The sequence below is a fragment of the Pseudomonas sp. Tun-23181 genome (genome assembly GCF_057415455.1).
The window spans coordinates 645,205-668,450 of record NZ_CM171630.1; the positions used below are offsets into that span (position 1 = coordinate 645,205).

General features: G+C 67.8%; 29 protein-coding genes and 1 pseudogene. 17 read left to right on the forward strand and 13 right to left on the reverse strand.

The annotated features are described in order from the left end of the window. The first annotated feature begins 73 nt into the window (after positions 1-73). On the forward strand, positions 74-253 hold the full coding sequence (locus ACDI39_RS03365) for a DUF6021 family protein (protein ID WP_253090820.1): 180 nt from the start codon (positions 74-76) through the stop codon (positions 251-253). A gap of 39 nt (positions 254-292) precedes the next feature. Here ACDI39_RS03365 and ACDI39_RS03370 read toward each other — a convergent pair whose 3' ends face one another. Then, complete coding sequence (locus ACDI39_RS03370; protein WP_486537641.1) at positions 293-544, reverse strand: hypothetical protein; 252 nt, start codon at positions 542-544, stop codon at positions 293-295. Positions 545-716: 172 nt separating this feature from the next. Here ACDI39_RS03370 and ACDI39_RS03375 point away from each other — a divergent pair, with 172 nt between their 5' ends. Next, positions 717-959: a hypothetical protein gene (locus ACDI39_RS03375; protein ID WP_225787883.1), complete on the forward strand. Its 243-nt coding sequence runs from the start codon at positions 717-719 to the stop codon at positions 957-959. Then, complete coding sequence (gene xth, locus ACDI39_RS03380; protein ID WP_225787882.1) at positions 956-1,750, forward strand: exodeoxyribonuclease III; 795 nt, start codon at positions 956-958, stop codon at positions 1,748-1,750. Before ACDI39_RS03375 ends, xth begins: the two co-directional genes overlap by 4 nt. Before the next feature lie 35 nt (positions 1,751-1,785). Here xth and ACDI39_RS03385 read toward each other — a convergent pair whose 3' ends face one another. Continuing rightward, positions 1,786-2,310, reverse strand: a complete 525-nt coding sequence (locus tag ACDI39_RS03385) for a GNAT family N-acetyltransferase (protein WP_225787881.1) — start codon at positions 2,308-2,310, stop codon at positions 1,786-1,788. A 529-nt stretch (positions 2,311-2,839) separates the two neighbouring features. Between ACDI39_RS03385 and dksA the strand changes: the two genes are divergently transcribed. Next, positions 2,840-3,247, forward strand: a complete 408-nt coding sequence (gene dksA / locus ACDI39_RS03390) for an RNA polymerase-binding protein DksA (RefSeq protein ID WP_225787880.1) — start codon at positions 2,840-2,842, stop codon at positions 3,245-3,247. Positions 3,248-3,270: 23 nt separating this feature from the next. Here dksA and ACDI39_RS03395 read toward each other — a convergent pair whose 3' ends face one another. Beyond that, a complete protein-coding gene (locus tag ACDI39_RS03395; protein ID WP_225787879.1) occupies positions 3,271-3,978 on the reverse strand; it encodes an MgtC/SapB family protein in 708 nt (235 codons plus the stop codon). A 432-nt stretch (positions 3,979-4,410) separates the two neighbouring features. Between ACDI39_RS03395 and ACDI39_RS03400 the strand changes: the two genes are divergently transcribed. Continuing rightward, positions 4,411-4,890 (forward strand): sterol desaturase family protein, encoded by a 480-nt coding sequence (locus ACDI39_RS03400; protein ID WP_253101508.1) that lies wholly within the window; start codon positions 4,411-4,413, stop codon positions 4,888-4,890. Positions 4,891-4,960: 70 nt separating this feature from the next. Here ACDI39_RS03400 and ACDI39_RS03405 read toward each other — a convergent pair whose 3' ends face one another. Further along, on the reverse strand, positions 4,961-5,857 hold the full coding sequence (locus ACDI39_RS03405) for a bile acid:sodium symporter family protein (protein WP_225787877.1): 897 nt from the start codon (positions 5,855-5,857) through the stop codon (positions 4,961-4,963). A 136-nt stretch (positions 5,858-5,993) separates the two neighbouring features. Here ACDI39_RS03405 and ACDI39_RS03410 point away from each other — a divergent pair, with 136 nt between their 5' ends. The 9 genes and pseudogenes from ACDI39_RS03410 (at position 5,994) to ACDI39_RS03450 (ending at position 13,517) form a co-directional block, all read left to right on the forward strand. Next, the gene (locus tag ACDI39_RS03410; RefSeq protein ID WP_225787876.1) at positions 5,994-6,869 is read left to right on the forward strand and encodes a Dyp-type peroxidase; all 876 of its coding nucleotides are present in this window, start codon (positions 5,994-5,996) and stop codon (positions 6,867-6,869) included. 124 nt (positions 6,870-6,993) lie between these two features. Continuing rightward, a complete protein-coding gene (locus tag ACDI39_RS03415; RefSeq protein WP_253080150.1) occupies positions 6,994-7,902 on the forward strand; it encodes an aldo/keto reductase in 909 nt (302 codons plus the stop codon). A gap of 4 nt (positions 7,903-7,906) precedes the next feature. Beyond that, positions 7,907-9,202, forward strand: a complete 1,296-nt coding sequence (locus ACDI39_RS03420; protein ID WP_225787874.1) for an NTP/NDP exchange transporter — start codon at positions 7,907-7,909, stop codon at positions 9,200-9,202. A 204-nt stretch (positions 9,203-9,406) separates the two neighbouring features. Continuing rightward, positions 9,407-9,526 (forward strand): annotated as a pseudogene (locus tag ACDI39_RS03425) (con-10 family general stress protein); the annotation flags it as partial. A gap of 63 nt (positions 9,527-9,589) precedes the next feature. Further along, positions 9,590-9,784 (forward strand): hypothetical protein, encoded by a 195-nt coding sequence (locus tag ACDI39_RS03430; RefSeq protein WP_225787872.1) that lies wholly within the window; start codon positions 9,590-9,592, stop codon positions 9,782-9,784. Positions 9,785-9,804: 20 nt separating this feature from the next. Beyond that, positions 9,805-11,142, forward strand: coding sequence for an iron-containing redox enzyme family protein (locus tag ACDI39_RS03435; RefSeq protein WP_486537646.1), 1,338 nt, complete (start codon positions 9,805-9,807; stop codon positions 11,140-11,142). Further along, positions 11,142-12,095: a methyltransferase gene (locus tag ACDI39_RS03440; protein ID WP_225787870.1), complete on the forward strand. Its 954-nt coding sequence runs from the start codon at positions 11,142-11,144 to the stop codon at positions 12,093-12,095. The genes ACDI39_RS03435 and ACDI39_RS03440 overlap by 1 nt, the downstream gene beginning before the upstream one ends. Positions 12,096-12,102: 7 nt before the next feature. Further along, the gene (locus tag ACDI39_RS03445) at positions 12,103-13,254 is read left to right on the forward strand and encodes a carboxylate-amine ligase (RefSeq protein ID WP_486537648.1); all 1,152 of its coding nucleotides are present in this window, start codon (positions 12,103-12,105) and stop codon (positions 13,252-13,254) included. 29 nt (positions 13,255-13,283) lie between these two features. Then, the gene (locus tag ACDI39_RS03450) at positions 13,284-13,517 is read left to right on the forward strand and encodes a PLD nuclease N-terminal domain-containing protein (protein WP_225787868.1); all 234 of its coding nucleotides are present in this window, start codon (positions 13,284-13,286) and stop codon (positions 13,515-13,517) included. 48 nt (positions 13,518-13,565) lie between these two features. Here the strand turns inward: ACDI39_RS03450 and ACDI39_RS03455 are convergent, their stop codons facing one another. From ACDI39_RS03455 to ACDI39_RS03465, 3 genes are read right to left on the reverse strand one after another with little or no spacing between them, the layout of a single operon-like run. After that, on the reverse strand, positions 13,566-14,009 hold the full coding sequence (locus tag ACDI39_RS03455) for a DUF421 domain-containing protein (RefSeq protein WP_253080146.1): 444 nt from the start codon (positions 14,007-14,009) through the stop codon (positions 13,566-13,568). A gap of 8 nt (positions 14,010-14,017) precedes the next feature. Beyond that, entirely contained in the window at positions 14,018-14,524 is a 507-nt protein-coding gene (locus ACDI39_RS03460) for a hypothetical protein (protein WP_225787866.1), read from the reverse strand. Between the two features lie 12 nt (positions 14,525-14,536). Next, on the reverse strand, positions 14,537-15,040 hold the full coding sequence (locus ACDI39_RS03465; protein WP_225787865.1) for a CinA family protein: 504 nt from the start codon (positions 15,038-15,040) through the stop codon (positions 14,537-14,539). A gap of 190 nt (positions 15,041-15,230) precedes the next feature. Here ACDI39_RS03465 and ACDI39_RS03470 point away from each other — a divergent pair, with 190 nt between their 5' ends. The 3 genes from ACDI39_RS03470 to ku all read left to right on the forward strand — a co-directional run bounded on the left by ACDI39_RS03470 (position 15,231) and on the right by ku (position 17,200). Further along, a complete protein-coding gene (locus ACDI39_RS03470) occupies positions 15,231-16,136 on the forward strand; it encodes an SDR family oxidoreductase (RefSeq protein ID WP_253101412.1) in 906 nt (301 codons plus the stop codon). An 82-nt stretch (positions 16,137-16,218) separates the two neighbouring features. After that, a complete protein-coding gene (locus ACDI39_RS03475; protein WP_225787863.1) occupies positions 16,219-16,356 on the forward strand; it encodes a PSPA7_2676 family Cys-rich small protein in 138 nt (45 codons plus the stop codon). Between the two features lie 10 nt (positions 16,357-16,366). Continuing rightward, positions 16,367-17,200, forward strand: a complete 834-nt coding sequence (ku, locus tag ACDI39_RS03480; RefSeq protein ID WP_225787862.1) for a non-homologous end joining protein Ku — start codon at positions 16,367-16,369, stop codon at positions 17,198-17,200. 74 nt (positions 17,201-17,274) lie between these two features. Here the strand turns inward: ku and ACDI39_RS03485 are convergent, their stop codons facing one another. The 6 genes from ACDI39_RS03485 to ligD are packed head-to-tail and all read right to left on the reverse strand — an operon-like array spanning position 17,275 to position 23,086. Then, the gene (locus ACDI39_RS03485) at positions 17,275-17,937 is read right to left on the reverse strand and encodes a glycosyltransferase family 2 protein (RefSeq protein ID WP_225787861.1); all 663 of its coding nucleotides are present in this window, start codon (positions 17,935-17,937) and stop codon (positions 17,275-17,277) included. Continuing rightward, positions 17,934-18,533 carry a class I SAM-dependent methyltransferase gene (locus tag ACDI39_RS03490; protein ID WP_486537653.1) on the reverse strand — a complete coding sequence of 200 codons (600 nt, stop codon included), beginning with the start codon at positions 18,531-18,533 and terminating at the stop codon, positions 17,934-17,936. The genes ACDI39_RS03485 and ACDI39_RS03490 overlap by 4 nt, the downstream gene beginning before the upstream one ends. A gap of 17 nt (positions 18,534-18,550) precedes the next feature. Further along, complete coding sequence (locus ACDI39_RS03495; protein ID WP_225787859.1) at positions 18,551-19,306, reverse strand: PIG-L deacetylase family protein; 756 nt, start codon at positions 19,304-19,306, stop codon at positions 18,551-18,553. Then, complete coding sequence (locus ACDI39_RS03500; RefSeq protein WP_486537655.1) at positions 19,303-20,346, reverse strand: acyl-CoA dehydrogenase family protein; 1,044 nt, start codon at positions 20,344-20,346, stop codon at positions 19,303-19,305. The genes ACDI39_RS03495 and ACDI39_RS03500 overlap by 4 nt, the downstream gene beginning before the upstream one ends. Then, a complete protein-coding gene (locus ACDI39_RS03505) occupies positions 20,343-20,591 on the reverse strand; it encodes a hypothetical protein (protein WP_225787857.1) in 249 nt (82 codons plus the stop codon). Before ACDI39_RS03505 ends, ACDI39_RS03500 begins: the two co-directional genes overlap by 4 nt. Continuing rightward, positions 20,591-23,086, reverse strand: coding sequence for a DNA ligase D (gene ligD, locus ACDI39_RS03510; protein WP_486537657.1), 2,496 nt, complete (start codon positions 23,084-23,086; stop codon positions 20,591-20,593). The genes ACDI39_RS03505 and ligD overlap by 1 nt, the downstream gene beginning before the upstream one ends. Positions 23,087-23,246 lie beyond the last annotated feature (160 nt).

Below are 23,246 nucleotides of genomic sequence, written 5' to 3' on the forward strand. Positions count from 1 at the left end.
GGGGCGGGCAGATGAATCAAACTTTGCACGGCCCTGGGGCTCTTCCGTAGACATTTCGCCGGGAGACGACGCCATGACCACGCCAGGGCAAGACCGCAAGCCACAGCAGCCCGCCAAGGGGCCGCATTCCTCCGAACATGCCACCCAGCCGCAGGACCTGGGCTTCGACCCGGACTCCCCGGACCTGGAAGACCCGCAGGTCGATCCGCAGGGGCCAGCCAAGCCGCCTCGGGATCATGAGAAGCGGGAATGATGGCGGGCCTTGTTCACACAGGGGGCGCTTCGCGCCCCGTCACCCCTCGATCTTCTTCGCCGCTTCGACCCCCGCCGACGACAGCTTGATCGGGTAGCTGACGCTGATCTGGTGCCCAGCATCGACGCTGACGCTGCCGTCCTGGATCAGTCCCTGCTCCTGCAGGGTCTTGAGCATGCCGGCCACGGCCTTCTCGCCACGGTAGTTGTCCAGCAATTCCTTGCCCAGCCCCTGGGGATGGGCATGGAACAGGCGGGTGAGAACCTCCGCTCGCAATGCATCGTTACTCATTTCTGGCCTCGCGCTATCGGTTGCCGCGACGTCGGTGTCGCGAACGGTTGAGCGCAGCTTCGGGGCAAAGGTTTAATTTTTTCCACGCGGCGCTGCCCAGGCGGCGCTCGCGTTTGAACGTTGCCGGCACCCCGGGCTCAGACATTCAAAGGTCGCAGCGAGGAGCAGGCCCATGAGCATCGAACGCAGCATCCCCGAGCTGGAAGCCTGGTACGCCCAGTACGACGATGAAAGCTACCGGCGCGAGTCGCCGGACGCCTATCATCATGAATTGATCCGTACCGCCGAGGCCCTGCGCGACGATGGCGCCATCGACTGGGACGATTGGCTGGCGCTCAAGGCCCTGGCCGACCAGGCCCACGCGCGAGCCCTCACGGAGGCGGTACAGGCCCATGTGGACGACCCAGACGCATGAAGACATTGAAGATCGCCACCTTCAACCTCAACGGCATCCGCAGCCGCCTGCCCGGGCTGCTCGCCTGGCTGGCGCGCGAACAGCCCGACATCGCCTGCCTGCAGGAGCTCAAGGCCGCTGACAAGGACTTCCCCCGCGAGGCCCTGGAGGCGGCGGGCTATGGTTGCCTGCACCATGGCCAGCCCTCTTGGAACGGCGTCGCCATCCTCGCCCGCGACAGCCAGCCGCTGGAGGTGCGCCGTGGGCTGCCGGGCATGCAGGAGGACACCCAGAGCCGCTACCTGGAGGCGGCCGCCCACGGCGTGCTGGTGGCTTGCCTGTACCTGCCCAACGGCAATCCCCAGCCGGGGCCGAAGTTCGAGTACAAGCTGCGCTGGTTCGAGCGGCTGATCGAGCATGCCGCGACGCTGCGCCACAGCGGGCACCCGACGGTGCTGGCCGGCGACTTCAATGTGGTGCCCACCGACCAGGACATCTACAACCCACGCTCCTGGCGCAAGGACGCCTTGCTCCAGCCCGAGTCCCGCGAATGCTACCAGCGCCTGCTGGCGCAGGGCTGGAGCGATGCCATCCGCCAGCTTCACCCGGACGCCCGGGTCTATACGTTCTGGGACTACTTTCGCAACCACTGGCCACGCAACGCCGGCCTGCGCATCGACCACCTGCTGCTCAGCCCCGACCTGGCACCCCGGCTCGAGGCCGCTGGCGTGGATGCCTGGGTACGCAACGAGCCCAAGGCCAGCGACCATGCGCCGGTGTGGATCGAACTGGGTAGCGGCACGCGACGCTGATCACGCTCCCATAGGGCACTCCGTCAACCGCATGTTCAATTCAATGCTCCATGGGTTCGAATAACCAGGCGCATGGCGCAACGGCCCTCCAGCCCATGGCGCCGCTCTTCGGCCAGCAGCTCGCGCAGGCGCTCACCCAGCTGATCCGTCGCAATCACTTCGAACCCACGACGTGCATAGAACGGGGCATTCCACGGCACCTCGACGAAGGTGGTCAATGTCAGCAACGGGATACCTCGATGCCGTGCCGCACGGATGACCTGTGCCAGCAGGCTGCCTCCGACGCCTTGCCCCTGGGCTTGCAGGCGTACCGACAGCTCATGGATGTGCAACGCATCGCCGGCCGGGTGGGCGCATAGAAACCCCTGTGGCCGGTCTTGTGCGTCGACCGCCACCCAACTGCCTTCGGCCTCCATGAAGGCTTGGTGCGCGGCTTCGTCCAGCACCTCGCCGGTGGCCAGCCAGGCGAGTGCCGGGAGGCGGGCGAATGCCTGGGCGGCCGAGCGCTCGATGGCAGGGAGCGACGGGATATCACGGGGCAGGGTAGGGCGTACGTGCATCGGGCTGTCCTTGGCGGGAAACCGGCAAGTCTGGACGCCGCGCTGCGCCAAGGCAAGGCATTGGGCAATGCCGGTCAGTTAAGACTTTCAGTTGTCATTTGGGGCCGCTTCGCGCCCCATCGCCGGCAAGCCGGCTCCCACACTGTCCGTGCAAACCGCATCAGATGTGGTCGCCGCGGTCCCTGTGCAGGCTGTGTGAAAACCTCCAATGCTTTTTCAGGATCGCGTTTCTACGCGAAATCTGGAAAAGCTTGGCTGCTCAACTCACCCAGAATACGCGTAGAAGCGCGATTTTTAGGTTGTTTTTTGAACAGCCCGATTGCTCGGAGGGTTTTCACACAGCCTGTGTGGGAGCCGGCTTGCCGGCGATGGGCTGCAAGGCAGCCCCAAAAATGACAAAGCGCCGCTTAACTGACTGACATTAAGGCATTGGGCTTTTTATCAGGTCCCCCGGGCTTGCAATGATATTGTTATAACGTAACATTTTGGCAATATCTGCCTCCTGCCCCTTCCTTGTCGAGTAACGACCATGACCGAAGACGAACTGCTGCGCCAGAGCCCTGATGCCTACATGAACGAGCCGCAACGGCAGTTCTTCCGCAACCTGCTGCTGGCTCAGCGCGCCGAGCTGCAAGCACGCATCGAACAACAATTCCGCACCCTGCGCGAACAGGAAGTACACAGCGACCCAGCCGACATCGGCAGCGCCGAGGAAGAGCGTCACTGGCAGCTACGCTCCCTGGAGCGGGAGAAGAAGCTGCTGGACAAGATCGACCAGGCCCTGGAGCGCCTGGCACGCGGCGACTATGGCTGGTGCGAGGAGACTGGCGAGCCGATCGGCCTGCGCCGCCTGCTGCTGCGCCCCACCGCGACCCTGTGCATCGAGGCCAAGGAACGCCAGGAAATGAAGGAGCGCCACCTGCGGGACGGGGGCTAGCTTGCAGCTTGCGGCCCGCCCCGTCAGTCAGAGGCCAACCCATGAACCTGCCAGCGCACGGCGCTGACACCTTTCTCCAGGCTCACCCGGCTGACCAGGCGCTCCAACTGGGCCGGAGCCTGCGGATTGCCAAGCAGTTCGGCGCGCACTTCCAGGCGTGAGGTATCGGCCAGGTCCTCGCTGTGCAGCGACTGCAGGCGCAGGCCCGGGTCGCTCAGGCTGTGCAGCATCAGGCTGCGGACCTGGATCTCGTCCTCGCCGCGGCAAACGATGCGCACTTCGAAACGCTGTTCGACCTCGTTGGCCGGCAGCATGTCCTGGCGGTCCAGGCGCTGGGCGATGTCGCGCAGGAGAATGTTGGCGCACAGCACCACCAGGCTGCCCAGGGTTGCCTCCAGCAGCAGCCCCAGGCTGCACAGTACGCCGATGGCGGCGGTGCACCAGAGGGTGGCAGCGGTGTTCAGGCCGCGCACGTTGAAGCCGTCGCGCATGATCACGCCGCCACCGAGAAAACCGATACCCGATACCACATAGGCGGCGATGCGCGAGGCGTCGGTGGGCGCCATGCCCGGTACTGCCTGGGTCATCAGCACGAACAGGCAGGCGCCGGTGCTGACCAGCGCATTGGTGCGCAGGCCGGTCAGGCGCTGGCGCAGTTGGCGTTCGGCGCCGATCAGGGCACCGAGCAGGAGCGCTACGCTGACGCGCAGCAGAAAGACTTTCCAATCCATAGCGAACCTCTTTCCACGGGCAATGCCCGTACAGGCGCCGCAGGCAGGCGGCGCGACCGAAAAATGGGTGAGTGCGCAGGACCACGGGCCCGAGCGCCCGGAGGCGACGGAACTGGGAGGAAAGAGGGGAAACAGCGACCCGCCAGGGCCGCGTGAACCACCGTCTACCAAGGGCGGCGAGACGGCGGCAGGAATGCTGCCGGACTAGCTCGCCGTGTGGGCCTGTCGCAATCGACTGGGGCTACTGTCCAATGCAGGACTCCTGTTGCGGGATGCGAAATTGCGCCGCGGACCTTACGCCTCGCGCCCGTGAGGGTCAAGGGCACGAACATGACAATTGCAGGCGCTGTCCAGGTAACCCTGGAAAAACCCGCCGTGGGCCGTGCGGGCAATGTTAATCTTGCGCCCTTCGTTGCCAACCCGGATCGTCACATGCTGTTCAATATCGCCATCCTGCTCGGCACCTTGGTGACCATGGAGGGCGTCGGTACGCTGGCCCACAAGTACATCATGCATGGCTGGGGCTGGTGGCTGCATCGCTCGCACCATGAGCCGCACCTGGGGATGCTGGAGACCAACGACGTCTATCTGCTCGCCCTGGCCCTGGTCGCGACCGGGCTGGTGGCGCTGGGCAAGGCCGGGCATGCGCCGCTGCAGTGGGTCGGCGCCGGGGTGGCGGGGTACGGTGTGGCGTACGTGCTGGCCCATGATGGCGTGTTCCACCGGCACTGGCCGAACGCGCCCAGGCCGGTCAATCGCTACCTCAAGCGCTTGTACCAGGCGCACCGGTTGCACCATGCCATGCCGGGGCGCAAGAGCGGCGTTTCGTTCGGATTTTTCTATGCACCGCCCCTGCGGGTGCTCAAGCGCCAGCTCAAGGCACGGCGGCGGGCGGCTCGAAGGGCTGGGTAAATCGCTTGTCACGCCGTCGGGGTCGGCAAATGCTGGGGCCGCTTCGCAGCCCCAAAATAGCGATACCGCCTCAGTTCACCGGCTCGCGCCCGCTCACAGGCGCCACCTTCTGCCCACGGCTCACCCACCAGCCGAACGCTGCCGCGGTGAAGAACATGATCAGGCTGTAGATCGCCGCCGGCACCGCCATGGTCGGATTGTTCAACAGGGTCGGGCTCAACGCCAGGGCGATGGCCAGCGTGCCATTGTGGATGCCGATCTCCATGCCGATGGCGATGGCCTGGCGCTTGGGAATGTTCAACAGGCGCGGTACCCAGTACCCGACGCTGAGGCTGAGCAGGTTGAACAGCAGCGCCGCCACGCCGACCACCGGCGCGTACTCGACCACGGTCTGCCAGTCCTTGACCAGCGCCAGGATGACGGTGAAGGCCAGGAACAACGCCGCCACCAGCTTCATCGGCTTCTCCAGGCGCGCGGCGAAAGCCGGTGCCCAATGCCGGATCAGCATGCCCAGGGCCACCGGCAGCAACACGATGGCGAACACCTGCATGACCTTGGCGAATTGCAGGGGGATGGCCTGGTCGGATGCCATGAACCACATCAGCGACAGGTTCACCAGCAACGGCATGGTGAGGATGGCGATCAACGAGTTGACCGCCGTCAGCGTGATGTTCAATGCCACGTCACCATGGGCCAGGTGGCTGAACAGGTTGGCCGTGGTGCCGCCGGGCGACGCGGCCAGCAGCATCAGCCCCACCGCCAGCGCCGACTCCAGGCCGAAGCCATTGACGATCAGGAAGCACACGAACGGCAGCAGCACGAGCTGGCAGGCCAGGCCGACGATCACAGGCTTAGGGTACTTCACCACTCGGGCGAAGTCGGCCAGGGTCAGTGACAACCCAAGGCCGAGCATGATGATGCCCAGGGCGAGGGGTAGGACAGCGGTGAGCAGGGGCGAGGCGGTCATCGTGGGCATCCCTTTGGCAAATTGAGAGCAGTTTAGCTGCAAGCTGCAAACGTAAGCAGATCTGCGCGGTACCTGGAGCTTGAACCTTGCGGCTTGCGGCTCTAGCATGCGCGCTTTTGCCGAGGATTAGCCTGTCATGCCGTTCCAGCAAGGTCTGCTTGCCACCCCGGTGCCGGCCCATGCCCGTCACCTGTTCTTCACCGTCCATGCGGCCGAGGCGCTGCCCGCCGTGCTGGATGCGCTGCTGCCGCAGGTCGATGGCCAGGCACTGATCCTGGGCGTCGGCGCGCCGCTGGCCAAGGCACTGGGGCGCCAGGTTCCGGGCCTGCGTGCCTTCCCGCAGTTGGACGCGGCGGTGGAGAACCCCAGCACCCAGCATGGCCTGTGGCTGTGGCTGCGCGGTGAACAGCGCGGCGAGCTGTTTCTGCGCGCCCAGGCGCTGGAGGCGCTGTTGGCCCCGGCGCTGAGCCTGGTGGACAGCGTCGAGGGCTTCCTGCACCGCGGTGGCCACGACCTCAGTGGCTACGAGGATGGCACCGAGAACCCGGTGGACGAGGCCGCCGTCGAGGCGGCGATCGTCGCTGGCGAGCAGGTGGGCCTGGCCGGCTCCAGTTTCGCCGCCTTCCAGCTGTGGAAGCACGACCTGGGCTACTTCAAGTCGCTGCCCCAGGACGAACAGGACAACATCATCGGCCGCCGCCTCGACGACAACGAAGAGCTGGAGGACGCGCCCGCGTCGGCCCACGTCAAGCGTACCGCCCAGGAAAGCTTCGAGCCGGAGGCGTTCATCGTTCGCCGCTCGCTGGCCTGGGCCGACGAGCGCGGCGCTGGCCTGGCGTTCGTCGCCCTGGGGCATGCCTTCGATGCCTTCGAAGTGCAGTTGCGGCGCATGAGTGGCCTGGAGGACGGTGTGGTCGATGGCCTGTACCGCTTCAGCCGGCCACTGACCGGTGGTTACTACTGGTGCCCGCCCATGACGGAGCAGGGGCTGGACCTGAGCTTGCTGCTGTAGGTCTCTGGCATTTTGGGGCCGCTAAGCGGCCCCAAGCCTAAACATCCGGATACAGAATCCCCGGACAGCACCAGGGCCAGCAGCTAGCCTTGTAAAGTTTCCGACTCATGACGGGGGCTTTTCTATGTTCAGGCGTCGCGATGTCCTACGTGCCGGCGCGGCGGTGGGGTTGCTGGCGACCACACCCTGGTTGCGCGCCGAGCCCGCCAGCGGCCTGCTGGCCCGCAAGGTGCCGTCCACCGGCGAAGCCCTGCCGGTGATCGGCGCCGGCACCTCCGGCAGTTTCGAGGTCCGCTCGGGCTCAGCCCAGTACCAGCAGCTCAAGGAAGTGCTGAGGTTGTTCTTCGCGGGGGGCGGCAAGGTGATCGACACCTCGCCCAACTATGGTGGCGCCGACGCCATCCTCGGCCAATTGCTGGAGGAGGGCGGCTGGCACCGCCAGTGCTTCCTGGCCACCAAGATCGCCGCCGACAGCCGCGCCGCCGCCGAGGAACAATGGGCCGGCAGCCTCAGGAGCCTGCGTACCGACAAGGTCGACCTGCTGCAGATCCACAACCTGCGCGACTGGCGTACCCAGTTGCCTTATGCGCGCGAACTCAAGGCCCAGGGCAAGACCCGCTACGTCGGCATCACCCATTACCTGGCCAGTGGCCAGGACGAGGTGGCGCGCATCGTGCGCAGCGAGCCCCTGGATTTCATCCAGATCAACTATTCGGTCAACGCCCCCGAGGCTGCCCGCGAACTGCTGCCGCTGTGCCAGGACAAGGGCGTGGCGGTGCTGATCAACCGTGCCTTCGACGATGGCCGCCTGTTCGCCAGGGTCAAGGACCAGGCATTGCCGGGATGGGCCGCGCAGGCCGGGATCGGCAGTTGGGCGCAGTTGTTCCTCAAGTTCGCCATCAGCCACCCGGCGGTGACCACGGTGATCCCGGCCACCAGCCGCCCGGAGCGCCAGCTCGACCAGCTCAAGGCCGGCACAGGGCCGCTGCTCAGCGAGGCCCAACAGCAGGCGCTGGTCAAGCTGTTCGCCTGACGCCATGGACGGCTGGCGGCGGCGCCTGGACCAGGGGCTGAACATCCAGCCTGGCGAAGGCCCGGCGGTGGTCGCCGGGCTGGCCTTGTTCTACCTGCTGTTCACCGGCTATTTCATGTTGCGCCCGGTGCGCGAGACCATGGGCGTGGCCGGTGGGGTGGAGAACCTGCAATGGTTGTTCACCGGCACCTTCGTGGTCACCCTGGCATGCCTGCCGCTGTTCGGCTGGCTGGCCTCGCGGGTCAGGCGCCGGCGCATCCTGCCCTGGACCTACGGCTTCTTCGTCAGCAACCTGTGGCTGTTCGCCCTCCTGTTCGCCCGCGATCCCGACGACCTGTGGAACGCACGGGCGTTCTACATCTGGCTGTCGGTGTTCAACCTGCTGGCCATTTCCCTGGCCTGGAGCGTGCTCGCCGACCTGTTCACCAGCGTCCAGGGCAAGCGCCTGTTCGGCCTGCTGGCCGCCGGTGCCAGCCTCGGTGGCCTGAGCGGCCCGTTGCTCGGCACGCTGCTGGTGGCACCGCTGGGCCATGCCGGGCTGTTGCTGCTGGCCGGATTGTTCCTGCTCGGCAGCATCGCGGCGGCCGGCTACCTGCAGCACTGGCGCGACCGCCATCCGTTGCCGGCCCTGGCCGAGCACCCGCCGTCGCGGCCGCTGGGCGGCAACCCCTTCGCCGGTGCCACGGCGGTGCTGCGCTCGCCCTACCTGCTGGGCATCGCCCTGTTCGTGGTGCTGCTGGCCAGCGTCAGCACCTTCCTGTACTTCGAGCAGGCGCGCATCGTCAGCGAGACCTTCACCGACCGCACCCGCCAGACCCAGGTGTTCGGCCTGATCGACACGGTGGTTCAGGCCCTGGCGATCCTCACCCAGGTGTTCGTCACCGGCCGCCTGGCCCGGCGCCTGGGCGTAGGCGTGCTGCTGGTGGTGGTGCCGCTGGTGATGGCCGTCGGTTTCCTGTGGCTGGCCCTGGCACCGGTGTTCGCGGTGTTCGTGGTGGTGATGGTGGTGCGCCGAGCCGGCGAATACGCACTGGTCCGGCCCGGGCGGGAAATGCTGTTCACCGTGCTGCCGGCCGAGGACAAGTACAAGGCCAAGAACTTCATCGACACGGTGGTCTACCGAGGTGGCGATGCCTTGAGCGGCTGGGTCAAGCGCGGGCTGGACGTGATCGGCGAGCATCCGCAACTGGCCATGCTGATCGGCGCGCTGATCGCCTTGGGCTGGGGAGTGACCGGCGGCTGGCTGGGCCGACGGCAACGGGTGCTGGAGGAGGCTGGAGGCGATCCACGGCAAGGCTAGGCAGTCTTTGTAAGCCTGGCGCACCAATAAGCGCCGGTCGCTTATTTAACGCCACCGGTCCGGTGGATAGCGGAATCGAGCGAATCCCGCCTTGCCGCCGTACTCCCAAGCTATGTACGGCACACGGCCGTGCATCCCAAGCCACACGAGGTAGCAACCATGGCCAACAAAGAGAACAGCAGGACCGGCAGCCAGGGTGGATCGAAGAACCCGGGCAACTTCGCCAATGACCGCCAGAAAGCCTCCGAAGCCGGTCGCAAGGGCGGCCAGCATTCCGGCGCTGGCCGGTCGAGCGAGTCGGGTCGCAAGGGCGGTCGCTCGTAGCGGCATCCCGCAGTGCCGGGCCTCCTGGCACTGCGCTCACGTTCCAGCACAGGAGGACATCCCATGCGCATGGCCCCACTGATCTGCCTGCTGGGCAGCCTGACGCTGCTCGGCGGCTGTTTCGACCGTGACAACGACCATCCGGCCAAGGACGCCGACCCGAGCAAGCCATCGCTGCAGATGCAGCAGCCCGACGCGCCGGCCACTCAGCCGACGCCCGAACCGCAGCCGATGCCGCCGCGGGACCAGGATAACTGAGCGGGCGAGGGGACCCAGGCATGAGGCTCATGACTCAAGAGGCCGCCAGCACGGCGCTGACCCCGTCCGCCGACGACAGCCTGGCGCGACGCTACCAAGCGCTGTTGGCCGGGCAATGCAGCGACGCTGAACAATGGCTCGCCGGGCAACTGGCCCGCGTCGACGGCCTGCGCGATGACCTGCCGACCTCACCCTGGCAACTGGAGGCCTGGGTCGGCGAACACGCCGAGCGTGTCGCCCAGGACTATGCCGCCTACCTGGCAGCGCGACGCCAGGGCGCGTCGCGCCGCTACTTCGCCAACCGCGCCCAGGCCCTGTGGTTCCTGCAGCAGGTGGCCCCCACCAAGGCGGTCGATGGCGCCTGGCTGCATGGCACCCTGCGGCACTGGCGCGACCCGCGTTACCACGGCCTGATCCGCACTTTCCTCGAGGAACTCGGTGACGGCGACCCGCGTTGCAACCATGTGCTGATCTACCAGCGCCTGCTCAGCCGGCTGGGCTGCCTCGAGCCACTGCCCCTGGACGACGGACGCTACCTGCAAGGGGCCTTGCAACTGGCCTTGGGGCAGCACGGCGACCGCTTTCTCGCCGAAGTGATCGGCTACAATTTTGGTTATGAGCAGCCACCGCTGCACCTGCTGATCACTACCCAGGAGTTGGCCGAGCTGGGCATCGACGGCCACTACTTCCAACTGCACGTGACCATCGACAATGCCGCCAGCGGTCATGCCCGCAAGTCGCTCCAGACGTTACGCCAGCTATGGCCGCAAGCGGGTGGCGAGGCGTTCTACCAACGAGTCCGGCGCGGTTATCGGCTCAACGCCCTGGGTATCGACACACCCAGCCTGATCGCCAGTTTCGACCTCGAGGGCGAACTGCTCGCGGCTCTGGAGCGCAAGCGCGCCTTCGGCCGGCTCATGCACGCCGACCACTGCCGCCTGCAGGGCCGCACGATCAACCAGTGGCTGTCCACGGCCGAGGCCATGCCCGGGTTTCTCCAGGCCTTGCAGCGCCAAGGTTGGGTATGCCGTGGCCAGGACCCGGCGCGCAGCCGCCTGTGGAGCCTGATCGAAGGCCCCAACGCCGCCATGTTCGGGGTGTTCAGCGCCTACGAGAAGCAACTCTGGCACGACTGGATCGCCGGCGACTGGCCAGGCGCCAGGGTATCCCGGGTGGCGCCGGGCAGTTGGCAGGCCGAGATGGCCCCAGGCGAGCGGGACGACGCCCACGCCAGGGCGCTGCCCCTCGAGGCTCTGATCCAGCGCATGGCCGGCAACCGGCACGCCTTGCCCGAAGGCCTGCGCGCCACCCGCGCCTACGCCCATGCGACCGGCCTTGCCCAGGAGGAACCTCACTGATGCTGCTGAACCAGGAACAGACCCAGGCCGACCAGGCCCTGCTGCAGCTGGGCCGGCGCCTGCGCGCCGACGGCTACCGCTTCACCTGCGTGACCCCGGCGACCCACGCGCGCAACAACGCCCGCGAAGGCGCCGAGCGCGCCCGTACCCTGCGTGACGTGTTCGGCTGGAGCCGGCCGTTCCCGCCCTCCTTGCTGTCGCTCGACGAGCTCGAGCAACTGCGTACCGCCCAGGTCCTGGAGGAGGCGGGCGAACGGTTGCGCGCCAAGGTGCGCTGGTCGAACCTGGACGACCTGTTGCTGGTGCACTCGGCCTTTCCCACCGAGGCCAGCGACGCGGTGTTCTTCGGCCCCGACAGCTACCGTTTCGCCCAGGTCATCCACGACCACCTGCAGCGCAGCCCCTCCCGTGTCCAGCACGCCGTCGACATCGGCTGCGGTACTGGCATCGGTGCGTTGATCATCGCCCGTGCCGCACCGCATGCGCAGGTCAGCGCGCTGGACATCAACCCCCTGGCCCTGCGCTACACCGCCATCAATGCCGCCCTGGCAGGGGTGGGCAATGTCTCGGTGGAACCGAGCGACTTGCTCGACGGCGTCAGCGGTACCTTCGACCTGATCGTGGCCAACCCGCCCTACATGCTCGATGCCGGCCAACGGGTCTATCGCCACGGCGGAGGGGCGCTGGGCGCGCAGCTGTCGCTGCGCATCGTCGAACAGGCCTGCCAGCGCCTGGCCCCGGGCGGCACCTTGCTGCTCTATACCGGCGTGGCCATCGTCGAGGGGCGCGACGCCTTGCTCCACGCCATCCGCCTGCGCCTGGCCGGGCCACAGTGGAGCTGGGTGTACCGGGAAGTGGACCCGGACGTGTTCGGCGAGCAACTGCTCGAGCCGGGCTACCAGCAGGTCGAGCGCATCGCTGCCGTGGCGCTCAGCGTCACCCGCAGCGGATGACGCGGCCATGTACCGGCCTTGCATGTTCGGTATCGAGGAAGAGTACCTCCTCGTGGAGCTGGCCAACGGCCGCGTGCTGGCCACGCCGTCCCTGGCCGTGGCCCGACGCTGTCGCGAGGTGATGGGCGAATACTTCGCCGAGGAAATGTTCCGCAGCCAGATCGAAGTCGCCTCGCCGGTGTTCGGCAACCTGCACGAGGCACGCCAGTTCTTTTGCGACAGCCGCCAGCGCCTGGGCGATGCCCTGGCCGCGGAGGGCGTGGGCCTGTACTGCGCCGCCAGCCACCCCTGCGCGCAGTGGTTGCGCCAGCGAGCCCGGACCACCCCGCACTACCGCCAGGTCTTCGATGACTACCAGCACGTGGCGCGGCGCAGCCTGCTGTCCGGGTTGCACGTGCACGTGGGCGTGCCGCCGGGCTGCGACCGCATGCAGCTGATCAACCGGCTGCTGTACTGGCTGCCGCTGCTGCTGGTGCTGAGCACGTCGTCGCCGCTGTGGGGTGGCCAGGTCACTGGCTACATGAGTTATCGCCGGGTGATCAGTGGCGAGTGGCCGCACACCGGGCTGCCGGAGCCCTTGGCCGACTGGGCCGCCTACCAGCGCTACCGGGCGTTGCTGGAGCGTACCGGCTCACTGGCCAGGGATGGCGACTTCTGGTGGGCGATCCGGCCGTCGCGACGCTTCCCCACGGTGGAGCTGCGCATTTGCGACGCCTGCCCGCGCCTGGAGGATGCCCTGTGCATCGCCGGCCTGTTCCGCCACCTGGTGGAAAGCTGCGCGCAACCCCATTACGCTCCGGCGCCGCTGTCGCGGGAGGTCCGCTGGATCACCGAGGAAAACTACTGGCGAGCCAAGCGCCACGGCCGCCACGGCCAGTTCATCGGAGTCCACGACGAACAGCCGGTGAGCGCCGAGGGGTGGCTGGCGCAGTTGCAGGCGCAGGTCCCGGTCGACTCCGCCGATGCCGAACGCGCCTTCATCCACGCCCAGCGCATCCTGCGCGAAGGCACCAGTGCCGACCAGCAACTCGACTGCCTGGCGCAGGCGCAGGGTGCCGGCCTCGACCACCGCCAGGCCGTGCGGGCGGTGGTCGACCAGGTGCTGGCGCAGGGCCAGGAAAACGGCCTGCCCCCGGCCTTCGCGCAGGGGCAGGCCTGAACACTTTCGAACCCGAGGAGGTAAGCGCCATGGGTGAGTTGACGATCTATTTCTGGATAGCGGTCGCGGTGATCATCCTGCTGGTGGACCTGTGGGCCATCGTCAGCGTGTTTCGCAGCGAGAAGTCCGATGCGACCAAAATTCTCTGGGCCCTGGTACTGGTCGCCTTGCCGGTGCTGGGGCTGATCATCTGGGGTATCTTCGGTCCTCGCGGGATCAAGCCTGGCACCGGGCCGACCTCGCCGGAACACAGCAAAGGGTGAGGTGTAAATCCAGAGGGCTTTCTGAACTCGGGACGCGAAGCGGCCCCCTCACTGCTCCTTGACGATCGAAATCTTGCCGTTGCGCTCGACGATCGCATACCTGATCTGCTCCACCGTCTCGACCCCCTGGCTGTCACGCGCCGACTCGAGGATATCGTCCTCGGTCAGCCGTGCCCGGCGCATGCGCCCGTGCAGGAAGCGCCCGTGTTCCACCACCAGCGTGGCATGGCCGTCGAGCAGCCGGGCCAGGCGCACAGAGCGCAGCTTGGCCAGCGACAGCCCGACATCCAGCACGATCAGCGTGGCGATCACCAGCATCGCGTTGGTGAAGGAAAAGTCTTCGCCCAGCAAGGCCTGCTGGGTCGCCTCGCCAATGATCAACAGCAGCACGAAGTCGAAGGTGGTCAGGTCGGCCAGCGAGCGCCGGCCGGCGATGCGAAACAGCAGCATCAGGGCGACATACATGCCGGCGGCGCGAAGGATCGAGTCCATGGCAGCTCCTAGGGGTAGACGAAGGTGGAAAAGCGCACGGCGCTGGTCGGCCCGGCCCTGACCAGGCCATCAAGCGTGCCGACGGTGTCGGCGCGCAGGGTCAGGTACAGGGTGGCCACGCCATCCGCGCCGGTCCCCACCCGCAGCAACAGGGCCCGGCCCTGGGACAGCGATGCCAGCGGCTCGGGCTGCAGCGTCTCGATGCTCGCTTCACGGAACAGCGAACCGCCGAGCAGCACCTGCAGCGGCTCCCCGGCCGTGCCTTGGATGCGGATGCGCAGGCTGTCGACCGCACCGCTGCGGCTGAAGCGCTGGTATTCCACCCGCACCCGGCCGTCCGCGCTCTCCACCTCGCCCTGGCTGAGCGGGCCATTGCCGAACAGCCCGGCCAGTGCCGCCACGACCAGTACCAGCAGGGCATACCAGCCGGCCCGCTCGAAACGCCACACGCGGCGCTGCAGGTGCATGTCTTCGTGCACGGGATACCGACGCGAGGCCTGTTCGTCATCCGTCATGTCGCGCTCCTGTCAGGCCCGCTCGCCGCGCAGCCAGCGTTGGTGGTAGTGCTCCAGCCGCGTCAGGCCGTACAGCGCGCCCTGGCGCAGCACCTCGGGGCGATCGCCGAAGAAGCGCTGGCTGCGGGTGAACACCGCCAGCGGCTCGCCGGCGAAGGCCCAGGCGAAGCACAGGGTGCCCGGCGCGATGCCAGCGGCACCGTCGGGCCCGGCCACGCCGGTGGTGGCGATGGCGACAGTGGCGGTGCTGTCCTTGAGGGCGCCGAGGGCCATTTCCCAGGCCACGGCCTCGCTGGTCAGGCCATAGCGCTCGATGGTCAGGGGGCTGACGCCGAGCAGGCGCTGCTTGGCCTTGGGCGAATAGACCACGTAGCCGCTTTCCAGCACCTCGCCGGTGCCAGGCTTCTCGGCCAGCAAAGCGACCATGCGCCCGGCGGTACAGGACTCGGCGGTGGTCAACACCAGGTCGTGTCGCTTCAGGTAGTCCAGCACGACCTGGACAGGATCTTCTTGCATCGATTGCGCCTCGCTCGAACTTTTGTGGTGGACGCCTGGACGCGGCAATTGGTTCAGCGCGCCTGTGGCAACCACCCGTCGGCAACGCCGCCCCGCGAAACAAACCTTCGCCGCGTGCCTGCCTCGAAAAAAAGGTGACGTCGTTCAGCCTAGCGACGGGCCCATCAGACAGCGCCAGCAGGAGGCCACCATGCCCAACAGACCCCGCGACCAGTTCAGCATGCAGAACCCCCTGACCCAGTACCCGCATCCGCCGTTTCCCGCCCAGGGCCAGGCGGAACCGGGGCTGGACGTGAACATGCAACCCAAGCCCGACCACGGTGAAGACACCTACAAAGGTTTCGGCCGCCTGGCCGGGCGCAAGGCGCTGATCACCGGCGCCGACTCGGGCATCGGCCGCGCCGTGGCCATCGCCTTCGCCCGCGAGGGCGCCGACATCGTGCTCAACTACATGCCCATGGAGCAGCCCGACGCCCGCGAGGTGATCAAGCTGATCGAGGCCGAAGGGCGCCGGGCCATCGCCATCCCTGGCGATCTAAAGGACGAAGCGTTCTGTGCGCAACTGGTGGACCAGGGCCACGAGCAGCTGGGCGGCCTGGACATCCTGGTCAACGTCGCCGGCAAGCAGGTGGCACGCAAGGACATCGGCCAGATCAGCCACGAACAGTTCGACCACACGATGAAGACCAACATTTATGCGATGTTCTGGCTGTGCCAGGCCGCCGTGCCGCTGATGCCGGCCGGGGCGACCATCATCAACACCGCGTCGATCCAGTCCTACCAGCCCTCGGCGACCCTGCTCGACTACGCCACCACCAAGGCCGCCATCGTCGCCTTCACCAAGGCTCTGGCCAAGCAGGTGGTCGAGCGCGGCATCCGGGTCAATGCCGTGGCCCCGGGGCCGATCTGGACCGTGCTGCAGCCCAGTGGCGGCCAGCCGCCGGAGAAGATCCCTTCGTTCGGCGCACAGAGCCCGATGAAGCGCCCCGGCCAGCCGGCCGAATGCGCGCCGCTGTACGTGCTGCTGGCGTCCCAGGAGTCGAGCTACATCACCGGCGAGGTCTTCGGTGTCACCGGTGGCAACCCGCTGCCGTAGAGCAGGGCGGGTAAACCTTCGGGATGCTGCGCAGTCACTGCAAGGGAGGGGCCTGCGTTTTCCGGGCCCCAGGAGGTGGTCGATGAGCCTTGTCTGCCTGTTGCGTGGTTGCCAGTGGCGCGCCACGCTGACCTGTGAAGTCGCCGGGCTGCAATGCCAGTGCTGCGAGCGTTGCGGCACCTTGCGCTACTGCCGGCACGGCGCGCCGTTCGAACCTTAGGAGCACTGCCATGGCCCGGGCAATCTGGAAGGGCGCGATCAGCTTCGGCCTCGTGCATATCCCCGTCTCCCTCAACACCGCGGTACGCAGCGAACGGGTGGATTTCGACTGGCTCGACAAGCGCAGCATGGAGCCGGTGGGCTACAAGCGGGTGAACAAGATCACCGGCAAGGAAATCGACAAGGACGATATCGTCAAGGGCGTGGCATACGAGAAAGGCCGCTACGTGATCATCAGCGAGCAGGAGATCCGCGAGGCGCGCCCGGAAGCGACCCAGACCATCGACATCTTTTCCTTCGTCGAGGCGAGCGAGATCCCTCTGCAGCATTTCGACACCCCGTATTACCTGAGCCCCGATCGCCGGGGCGGCAAGGTCTACGCCCTGTTGCGAGAAACCCTGCAGAGCACCGGCAAGGTGGCTCTGGCCACGGTGGTGCTGCACACCCGCCAGCACCTGGCACTGCTGCGCCCGCTGGAGGAGGCGCTGGTGCTGATCACCCTGCGCTGGCCCGAGGAGGTGCGCGGCCTGGAAACGCTGGAGCTGGACAAGAGCGTGACCGAGGCCAAGGTCGACAAGCGCGAACTGGACATGGCCCGTCGCCTGGTGGAGGACATGAGCGGGCCGTGGACACCCGGGGAGTACCACGACGCCTTCCGCCAGACCATTCTCGACCTGGTGCAGGAGAAGGCCAGCAAGGGCAAGATCAGCGTGGTGGAGAAGGGCGAAGGCGCGGCGGAGAAGGGAGCCGACATCATCGACCTCACCGAGTTGCTCAAGCGCAGCCTGGGGGGCAAGGGCGGCGCGCCGAAGAAGACGGCCAAGCGCTCGCGCAAGGCGTCGTGATGGCAATGTAGGCCGGCCGGTCGGGGAGGCTTGGGAGTCATGGGGCTGCTGCGCAGCCCATCGCCGGTAAGCCGCTACGACAGCGAAGTCTCCAGCCCCGCCAAGTAGTCCCCGAACCCATCCCGCGCCCGACTGCCCCGGCGACTACTGGTCGCCACGCTGTGCCGCGCCGTCCAGACGATCTGCGCACCACTGGCTTCCAGCGCCCGCACCAGGTGGACATCCTCATGGGTCGGCAACGGCAGGAAACCTCCCACCCGCTCATAGGCGCGGGCACACACGCCAAGGTTGGCGCCATGCACATGGCGGTGCCCCTCGCGCGCCTCGTAACGGCTGCGGTACAACTCGCGCAGGGCCGCCTTCTGCCATGGCTGCCAGCGTTCGACGTGCACCGTGCCGCACACTGCATCGGCGGCGAACTGCACCTGCGACAGCAGCCAGTGCAATGGCACCCGGCTGTCGGCGTCGGTGAAGGCCAGCCAGCGAGCCCCGCGTTCGAGCATCAGCGCCGCCCCGACGCGGCGGGCGATGCCGACGTTGCCGGCTTCCACCGCCAGGGTCTGCACGCCATGGCGACGGGCAATGGCGGCGCTGGCGTCGCTGCAGCGGTCCAGCACCACCAGCACCTCGACGCAGTGCCCGGCGCACCGGGCCTGGACCGCAGCGGCCTTGACCGCCGCAAGGCATCGGCCGAGCCAGCGGGCTTCGTTGTGGGCGGGAATGATCACCGCGATCATGGGCAGGTCTCGTCCAGGTCGAGCACGTTGGGCCGGCACGACCAGTACGCCAGCACGAAGTCCGCTTCCTCGTGGCGCAACAGCGGATACAGTGGCAGGTGGTGGGCCATCAGCGCATGCACCTGGTCACCGTCCTGGGGGCAGCCGGCGATCGGATGGCGCCAGTGGCAGGCCAGCAGGCCGCCGTCGTCGCTCAGGCTGGCCACGGCCCGCTCGATCACGTGCAGCCACTCGGCCGGGTCCAGGTAATAGCCGATCTCGCTGAGGACGATCAGGTCGAAGCGCCCGTCGGGCCAGTCCGCCGGCAGCCGGCCCTGCTCGACGCTGGCATGTGCCACGCCGGCCAGGCGCTCGCGGGCGAGGCTCACGGCGGTGCTGTCGATGTCCTGGCAGAGCAGGCTGGCGCAGCGCTCGGCCAGTTGAACGCTCAGTTCGCCGTTGGCGCAGGCTGGCTCGAAGATGCGCGGGTAGCACTGGCGCGGCAGGCAGGCCATCGCCAGCGCGCGTTTGCGCCGCTCGTACCAGCGGGTGCGGAAGGCCCAGGGATCGTCGTTGGTGGCGTACAGCTCAGCGAAATACTGTGCATCGAGGGTCATGGCAACTCCGTTTCCATTCAAAGCAGCACCAGTTCGAAAGGTTGCAGCAGGCATTCCAGCAGGCTGGACGGGAGCACCGGCGGGCGCCCCTGGTCCGGCGCCAGCTGGCTGGCATGGGCGGCGATGGCCAGGCGTTTGCGCGCCAGGCGCGTCTCGTCCAGTTGCAGGCGGTGGGCGCGGGGCCAGGGCAGGCGGGGATCGTCGGGTTGAGCCCAGTGCCAGGCCCATACCGGTACCTCGGCCAACTGCGCCTGGCGGGCCCGGGCGGCCTGGGCCGCGGCGCGGCCGACCGCCTCGTGATCGGCATGACCGTCGCCGCGCCAGGTGGTCAGCAGCAGGTCGCCGGGCTTGAGCGCCTGGCCCAGGTGGTTGACCAGGAACGCCTCGTCGCGGGCCACGGCACCGTCCTTGAGGTTGAGCCGGTGCCATTGCAGTTGGTTGAGGTCCAGCTCCAAGTGTTGCAGGGCGTGGCGGCTCTCCAGCGGCCGCTGGCGCCGCAGGCGATGCTCGGTCCAGTGCGCGGACCCGGGGTGGCTGGCCTCGCCATCGCTGACCGAGATCAGCAGCAGGTCCTGTTCTCGGCCGTGAAAGCCCGCCAGCAGCCCGCCGGCCATGAGAACCTCGTCGTCCGGGTGCGGCGCCACCAGGACCAGGCGCCGGCCCGGCGGGCATAGCTGATCGGGGCTGATCCAACTGGCCCGGGCCAGGTGCGCCGAGTGCTGCCAGGCGCTCCAGGGCGTGCCGCGGCTGGCCTGGATGCGGTTCTCGCTCATAGCTGCCACGCACCTGCCGGCACCTGGGCCAGCTGTTGCCCGAGCGCTGCCAGGTCACGCTCGGCGTGGCTCTGACGCAGGTACACGGGCAAGTCGGCGCTGAGCCTGGCGAAATGGCTGCTGCGACAGAAGGGCGTGGCCCCTAGCGCACGACCCACGTGACGGATCACCTGCTCGACCGCCTGCTCCACCTGGGCGCGGGTGCGGCGGACTTCGAAGCTGGCATCGGCGGTCGGCTGCCGGTCGATCCAGGCGGCGCATTCGCGCAGGGCGGCGCGGGCGCCGAACAGCGCGGCGTCCACCGCCCCCAGATGAGCCTCGGCGTGGACATCGGGGCGTGGCTTGCGGCACTGCTCGCGCAGGTAGTCGGCCAGGGCCTCGGCGGCGCCGTACCAGCAGGCAGCGATGCCGGCACCACCGTGCCAGAACCCCGGGCGCGACAGGTACTGGCCGGGGCGACCGACGGCGATGCCGGGGCTGTCGTCGAATGCGATCTCGACACTGGTGGTGGTGGCCATGCCCACCGCCTGCCAACGGTCTGCCTGGATGCGCTGGCTGGGGTGCGACAGCTCGATGGCCACCAGCTGTGGCTGCGTGTCGTCGGCCCAGGCAGTGATCAACGCCCGGTCGATCTGCAAGGCGCCGGAACACCAGGCCTTGCGCCCGCCGAGGCGCACCCGCTCGCCGTCACGTGCGACGATGCGTGCGCGGGCATCCGGCGGCTCGGCGGCCCACACTCCCCAGATGCCGTTGCCCACCAGGTGCGGCGCGGCGCATTCGGCGAGGATCGCCAGGGCATCGGTATGGCCCTCGTAGAGCTTGGCCAAGGCCAGGTCGCAGCCAGCGATGCGCGCCAGGGTCTGCCAGCGCTGCAGGGTATGGCCCTGGCCGGGCAGTGGCAGCAGGTCGAGGTGGTCGGCCTGCAACGCCTGCATCAGCGCCAGCAGCTGAGTGTCGAGGTTCAGCGCCTGGGGCCGTTCGGTGAACGTGCGCAACAGGCGGTCGAGATGGGTCAGGTCGAAGTCCTGGACGATGCTCATGGGGTATGCTCCACCGGGGTGTTCTTCTTCCAGCCACGCAGGTTCATGGCGCACAGGCAGAACTGCAGGACGATCAAGGCCCACGCCTGCACGTGCCAGCCCCAGATCACCCACAGCACATTGCTGCTGATGAAGCAGCAGAACCCGATCCGCCGCCGCCGGGGCTGACGCGAGCCAATGCACCAGGCGGCCAGTACGGTCAGCACCATCGCCGGCCACTGTAGCAGGTCGATCAGCCGCTCCATCAGCCCAGCCCCAGTCGCTTGCGCATGCGCGCGGTGATCGATTGGCGGGTCTTGCCGAAGTCGGCCCAAGGGTCGTCGACCTCGGCCAAGCGCTCGCGCACATTGCCGATGTGCCACTGGTTGGCGCCCTTGAGTTGGGCCAGCTCTTCCCGCCAGATCGGCACCGACACCGGCAGGCCCTCGCGGGCCCGCAGAGAATAGGCGCTGACGGTGGTGGCGCCCTTGCCGTTGCGCAGGTAGTCGATGAAGATCCGCCCGATTCGGTTCTTCGGCCCGGACACCGCGCTCAGGCGGTCGGGGAACAGCCCGGCCAGGTGGTCGACGACGGCGTGGCTGAAGTCCTTCACCTCGTCCCAATCGGCGCGGCGGGTCAGTGGTACCACCAGGTGGATGCCCTTGCCGCCGCTGGTCTTGAGGAACACCTTCAGGCCCAGCTCATCGAGCAGGGTGAGGGTCAGCTGGGTGGCTTCGAGCATGGCCTTCCAGGGCAACGCCGGGTCGGGGTCGAGGTCGAGGACGAAGCGGTCGGGCCGGTCGAAGTCCTTGTCGGTGCCGTTCCAGGTGTGCAGTTCGAGCATGTTCATCTGCACCGCGCCCAGCAGGCTCTCGGCGCTGTTGAGGATCATCGCCGCCTGGCCGGCCTGCGCCTTGCTGTAGCTGACCACGCCAGGGATGTGCAACTGGCCGGCGTTCTTCTGGAAGAACAGTTCGCCGCCGAGGCCGTCGGGGGCGCGTACCAGGGCGACGGGGCGGTGCTCGAGCTGCGGCAGGATCCAGTCGGCGACCTCGGCGTAGTACTCGGCGACCTGGCGTTTGGTCACGCCGCAGGTGGCGTCGATCACCCGGTCGGGGTGGGTCAGGCGCAGGTTGCCGGGTATCGTCGGCCCGCAGGCCCTGGTGGTGGTTGTCGACACTTGGCTCTTGGGCATGGCGCGCTCCAGGTCGATGGCGGTGGCCGTCTTGTCGTCGCGCAGGCCATGGAACACCGCGTGGCGCACCACGCCGTCGCGGGTCATCTGGGCGTAGGCCACTTCGGCCAGCAGCCGTGGCTGCAGCCAGTGTACGCCGCGGGCCTCGGCGCCGGTCGGCGGCCTGGCCAGGGCCGGCTTGGCGATCTCCAGGGGGGCGAGGCGCGCCTGCAGGCTGTGCAGGGTGGTGGTGCTGAAACCGGTGCCGACCTTGCCGGCATAGCGCAGCGCGCCGCTGTCGTTGTCGTGCAGGGCCAGCAGCAGGGCGCCAAGGCCGGCGCGGCTGCCCTTCGGGTCGGTATAGCCGACGATCACGAACTCCTGGCGTTGCTTGCACTTGAGCTTGATCCAGTCGCTGCTGCGCCGGCCTCGGTAGGGGCTGCCGGCGCGCTTGCCGATCAGGCCCTCGAGCTGCAGGCGGCAGGCGCTGTCGAGCAGGGCCTGGACCGGCTGCTCGAAGTCGGCGGAGTACCTGAGCAGGTCCGACTCGTGCCCGTCCAGCAACTGGCGCAGCGTCTCCCGGCGTTTCTCTAGGGGCACCTGGCGCAGGTCCTGGCCGCCGAGGAATGGCAGGTCGAACAGGTAGTAGATGATGCGTTCGTCGTGCTCGGTGTCGAAGGCGTTCTGCAAGGCTTGGAAGTCGGCCATGCCGTGTTCGCCGGGCACCACCACCTCGCCGTCGAGCCAGGCGCAGGCCAGCTTGAGTTTGCCCAGGGCGGCCACCTGGCGTGGCATTCGGGCACTCCAGTCATGGCCGTTGCGGGTGAACAGGCGCACGTCGTCGCCGTCGACGCGGGCGAGGATGCGGTAGCCGTCGAACTTGACCTCGTAGCGCCAGTCGCCGGCGGGCGGGGCGTCGACCAGCGTGGCCAGTTGCGGTTGCAGCAGTGCTGGCAGCTCGGCCTTGCCGGGGCGCTTGCGGGGGCTGGCGGGGCGTTCGCTGGCGGCGCTGGCCTTGGCTCGACGAGGCACCAGGGTGCGTTCGCTGAGGACGCTGTCGGGCTCGGCCTCGACGATGCTGTAGTCGGCCTCGCTGCGTGCCGCGCCATCGTGGGACTTGACCAGCAGCCATTGCTCCTTCTTGCCCGCCAGGTGGGTACGGAACAGGTTCCATACACCGGCCAGCTTCTCGCCCTGCAGGCGAAAGCGCAGCTTGCCCTTGGCGTAGGCGGCGTGGGGGTCGCCCTCCGGCTGCCAGACACCGCGGTCCCAGACGATCACGTCGCCGGCGCCGTAGTGGCCTTCGGGGATGTGCCCTTCGAAATCGGCGTAGTCCAGCGGGTGGTCCTCCACGTGCACCGCCAGGCGGCGCACCGTGGGGTCGAGGGAGGGGCCCTTGGGGATGGCCCAGCTCTTGAGGGTGCCGTCCAGTTCCAGGCGGAAGTCGTAGTGCAGGTGGCTGGCGTCGTGCTTCTGGATGCAGTACTGCAGTGCGTGGGCCTGCTGCCCGTGGCGACGCTTGCCGGACGGCTCGGGCGTGGCGTCGAAGTCGCGTTTGCGCTGGTACTCCTGCAGGGGCTTGGCCATGGCGGGCTCCGGGACGGTTCGCGGGTCTCTAGAGGTGGGAGGGAGCGCTGGCGGGGAGAGTTCAAATTTTCGAGGCGGCTGGTGCCGCCATCCAGCAGAAACTCTGAATCATTGCCCCGCGTCGGCAGTCGACCAGATGAACCCACCTGACGGAGAGCCG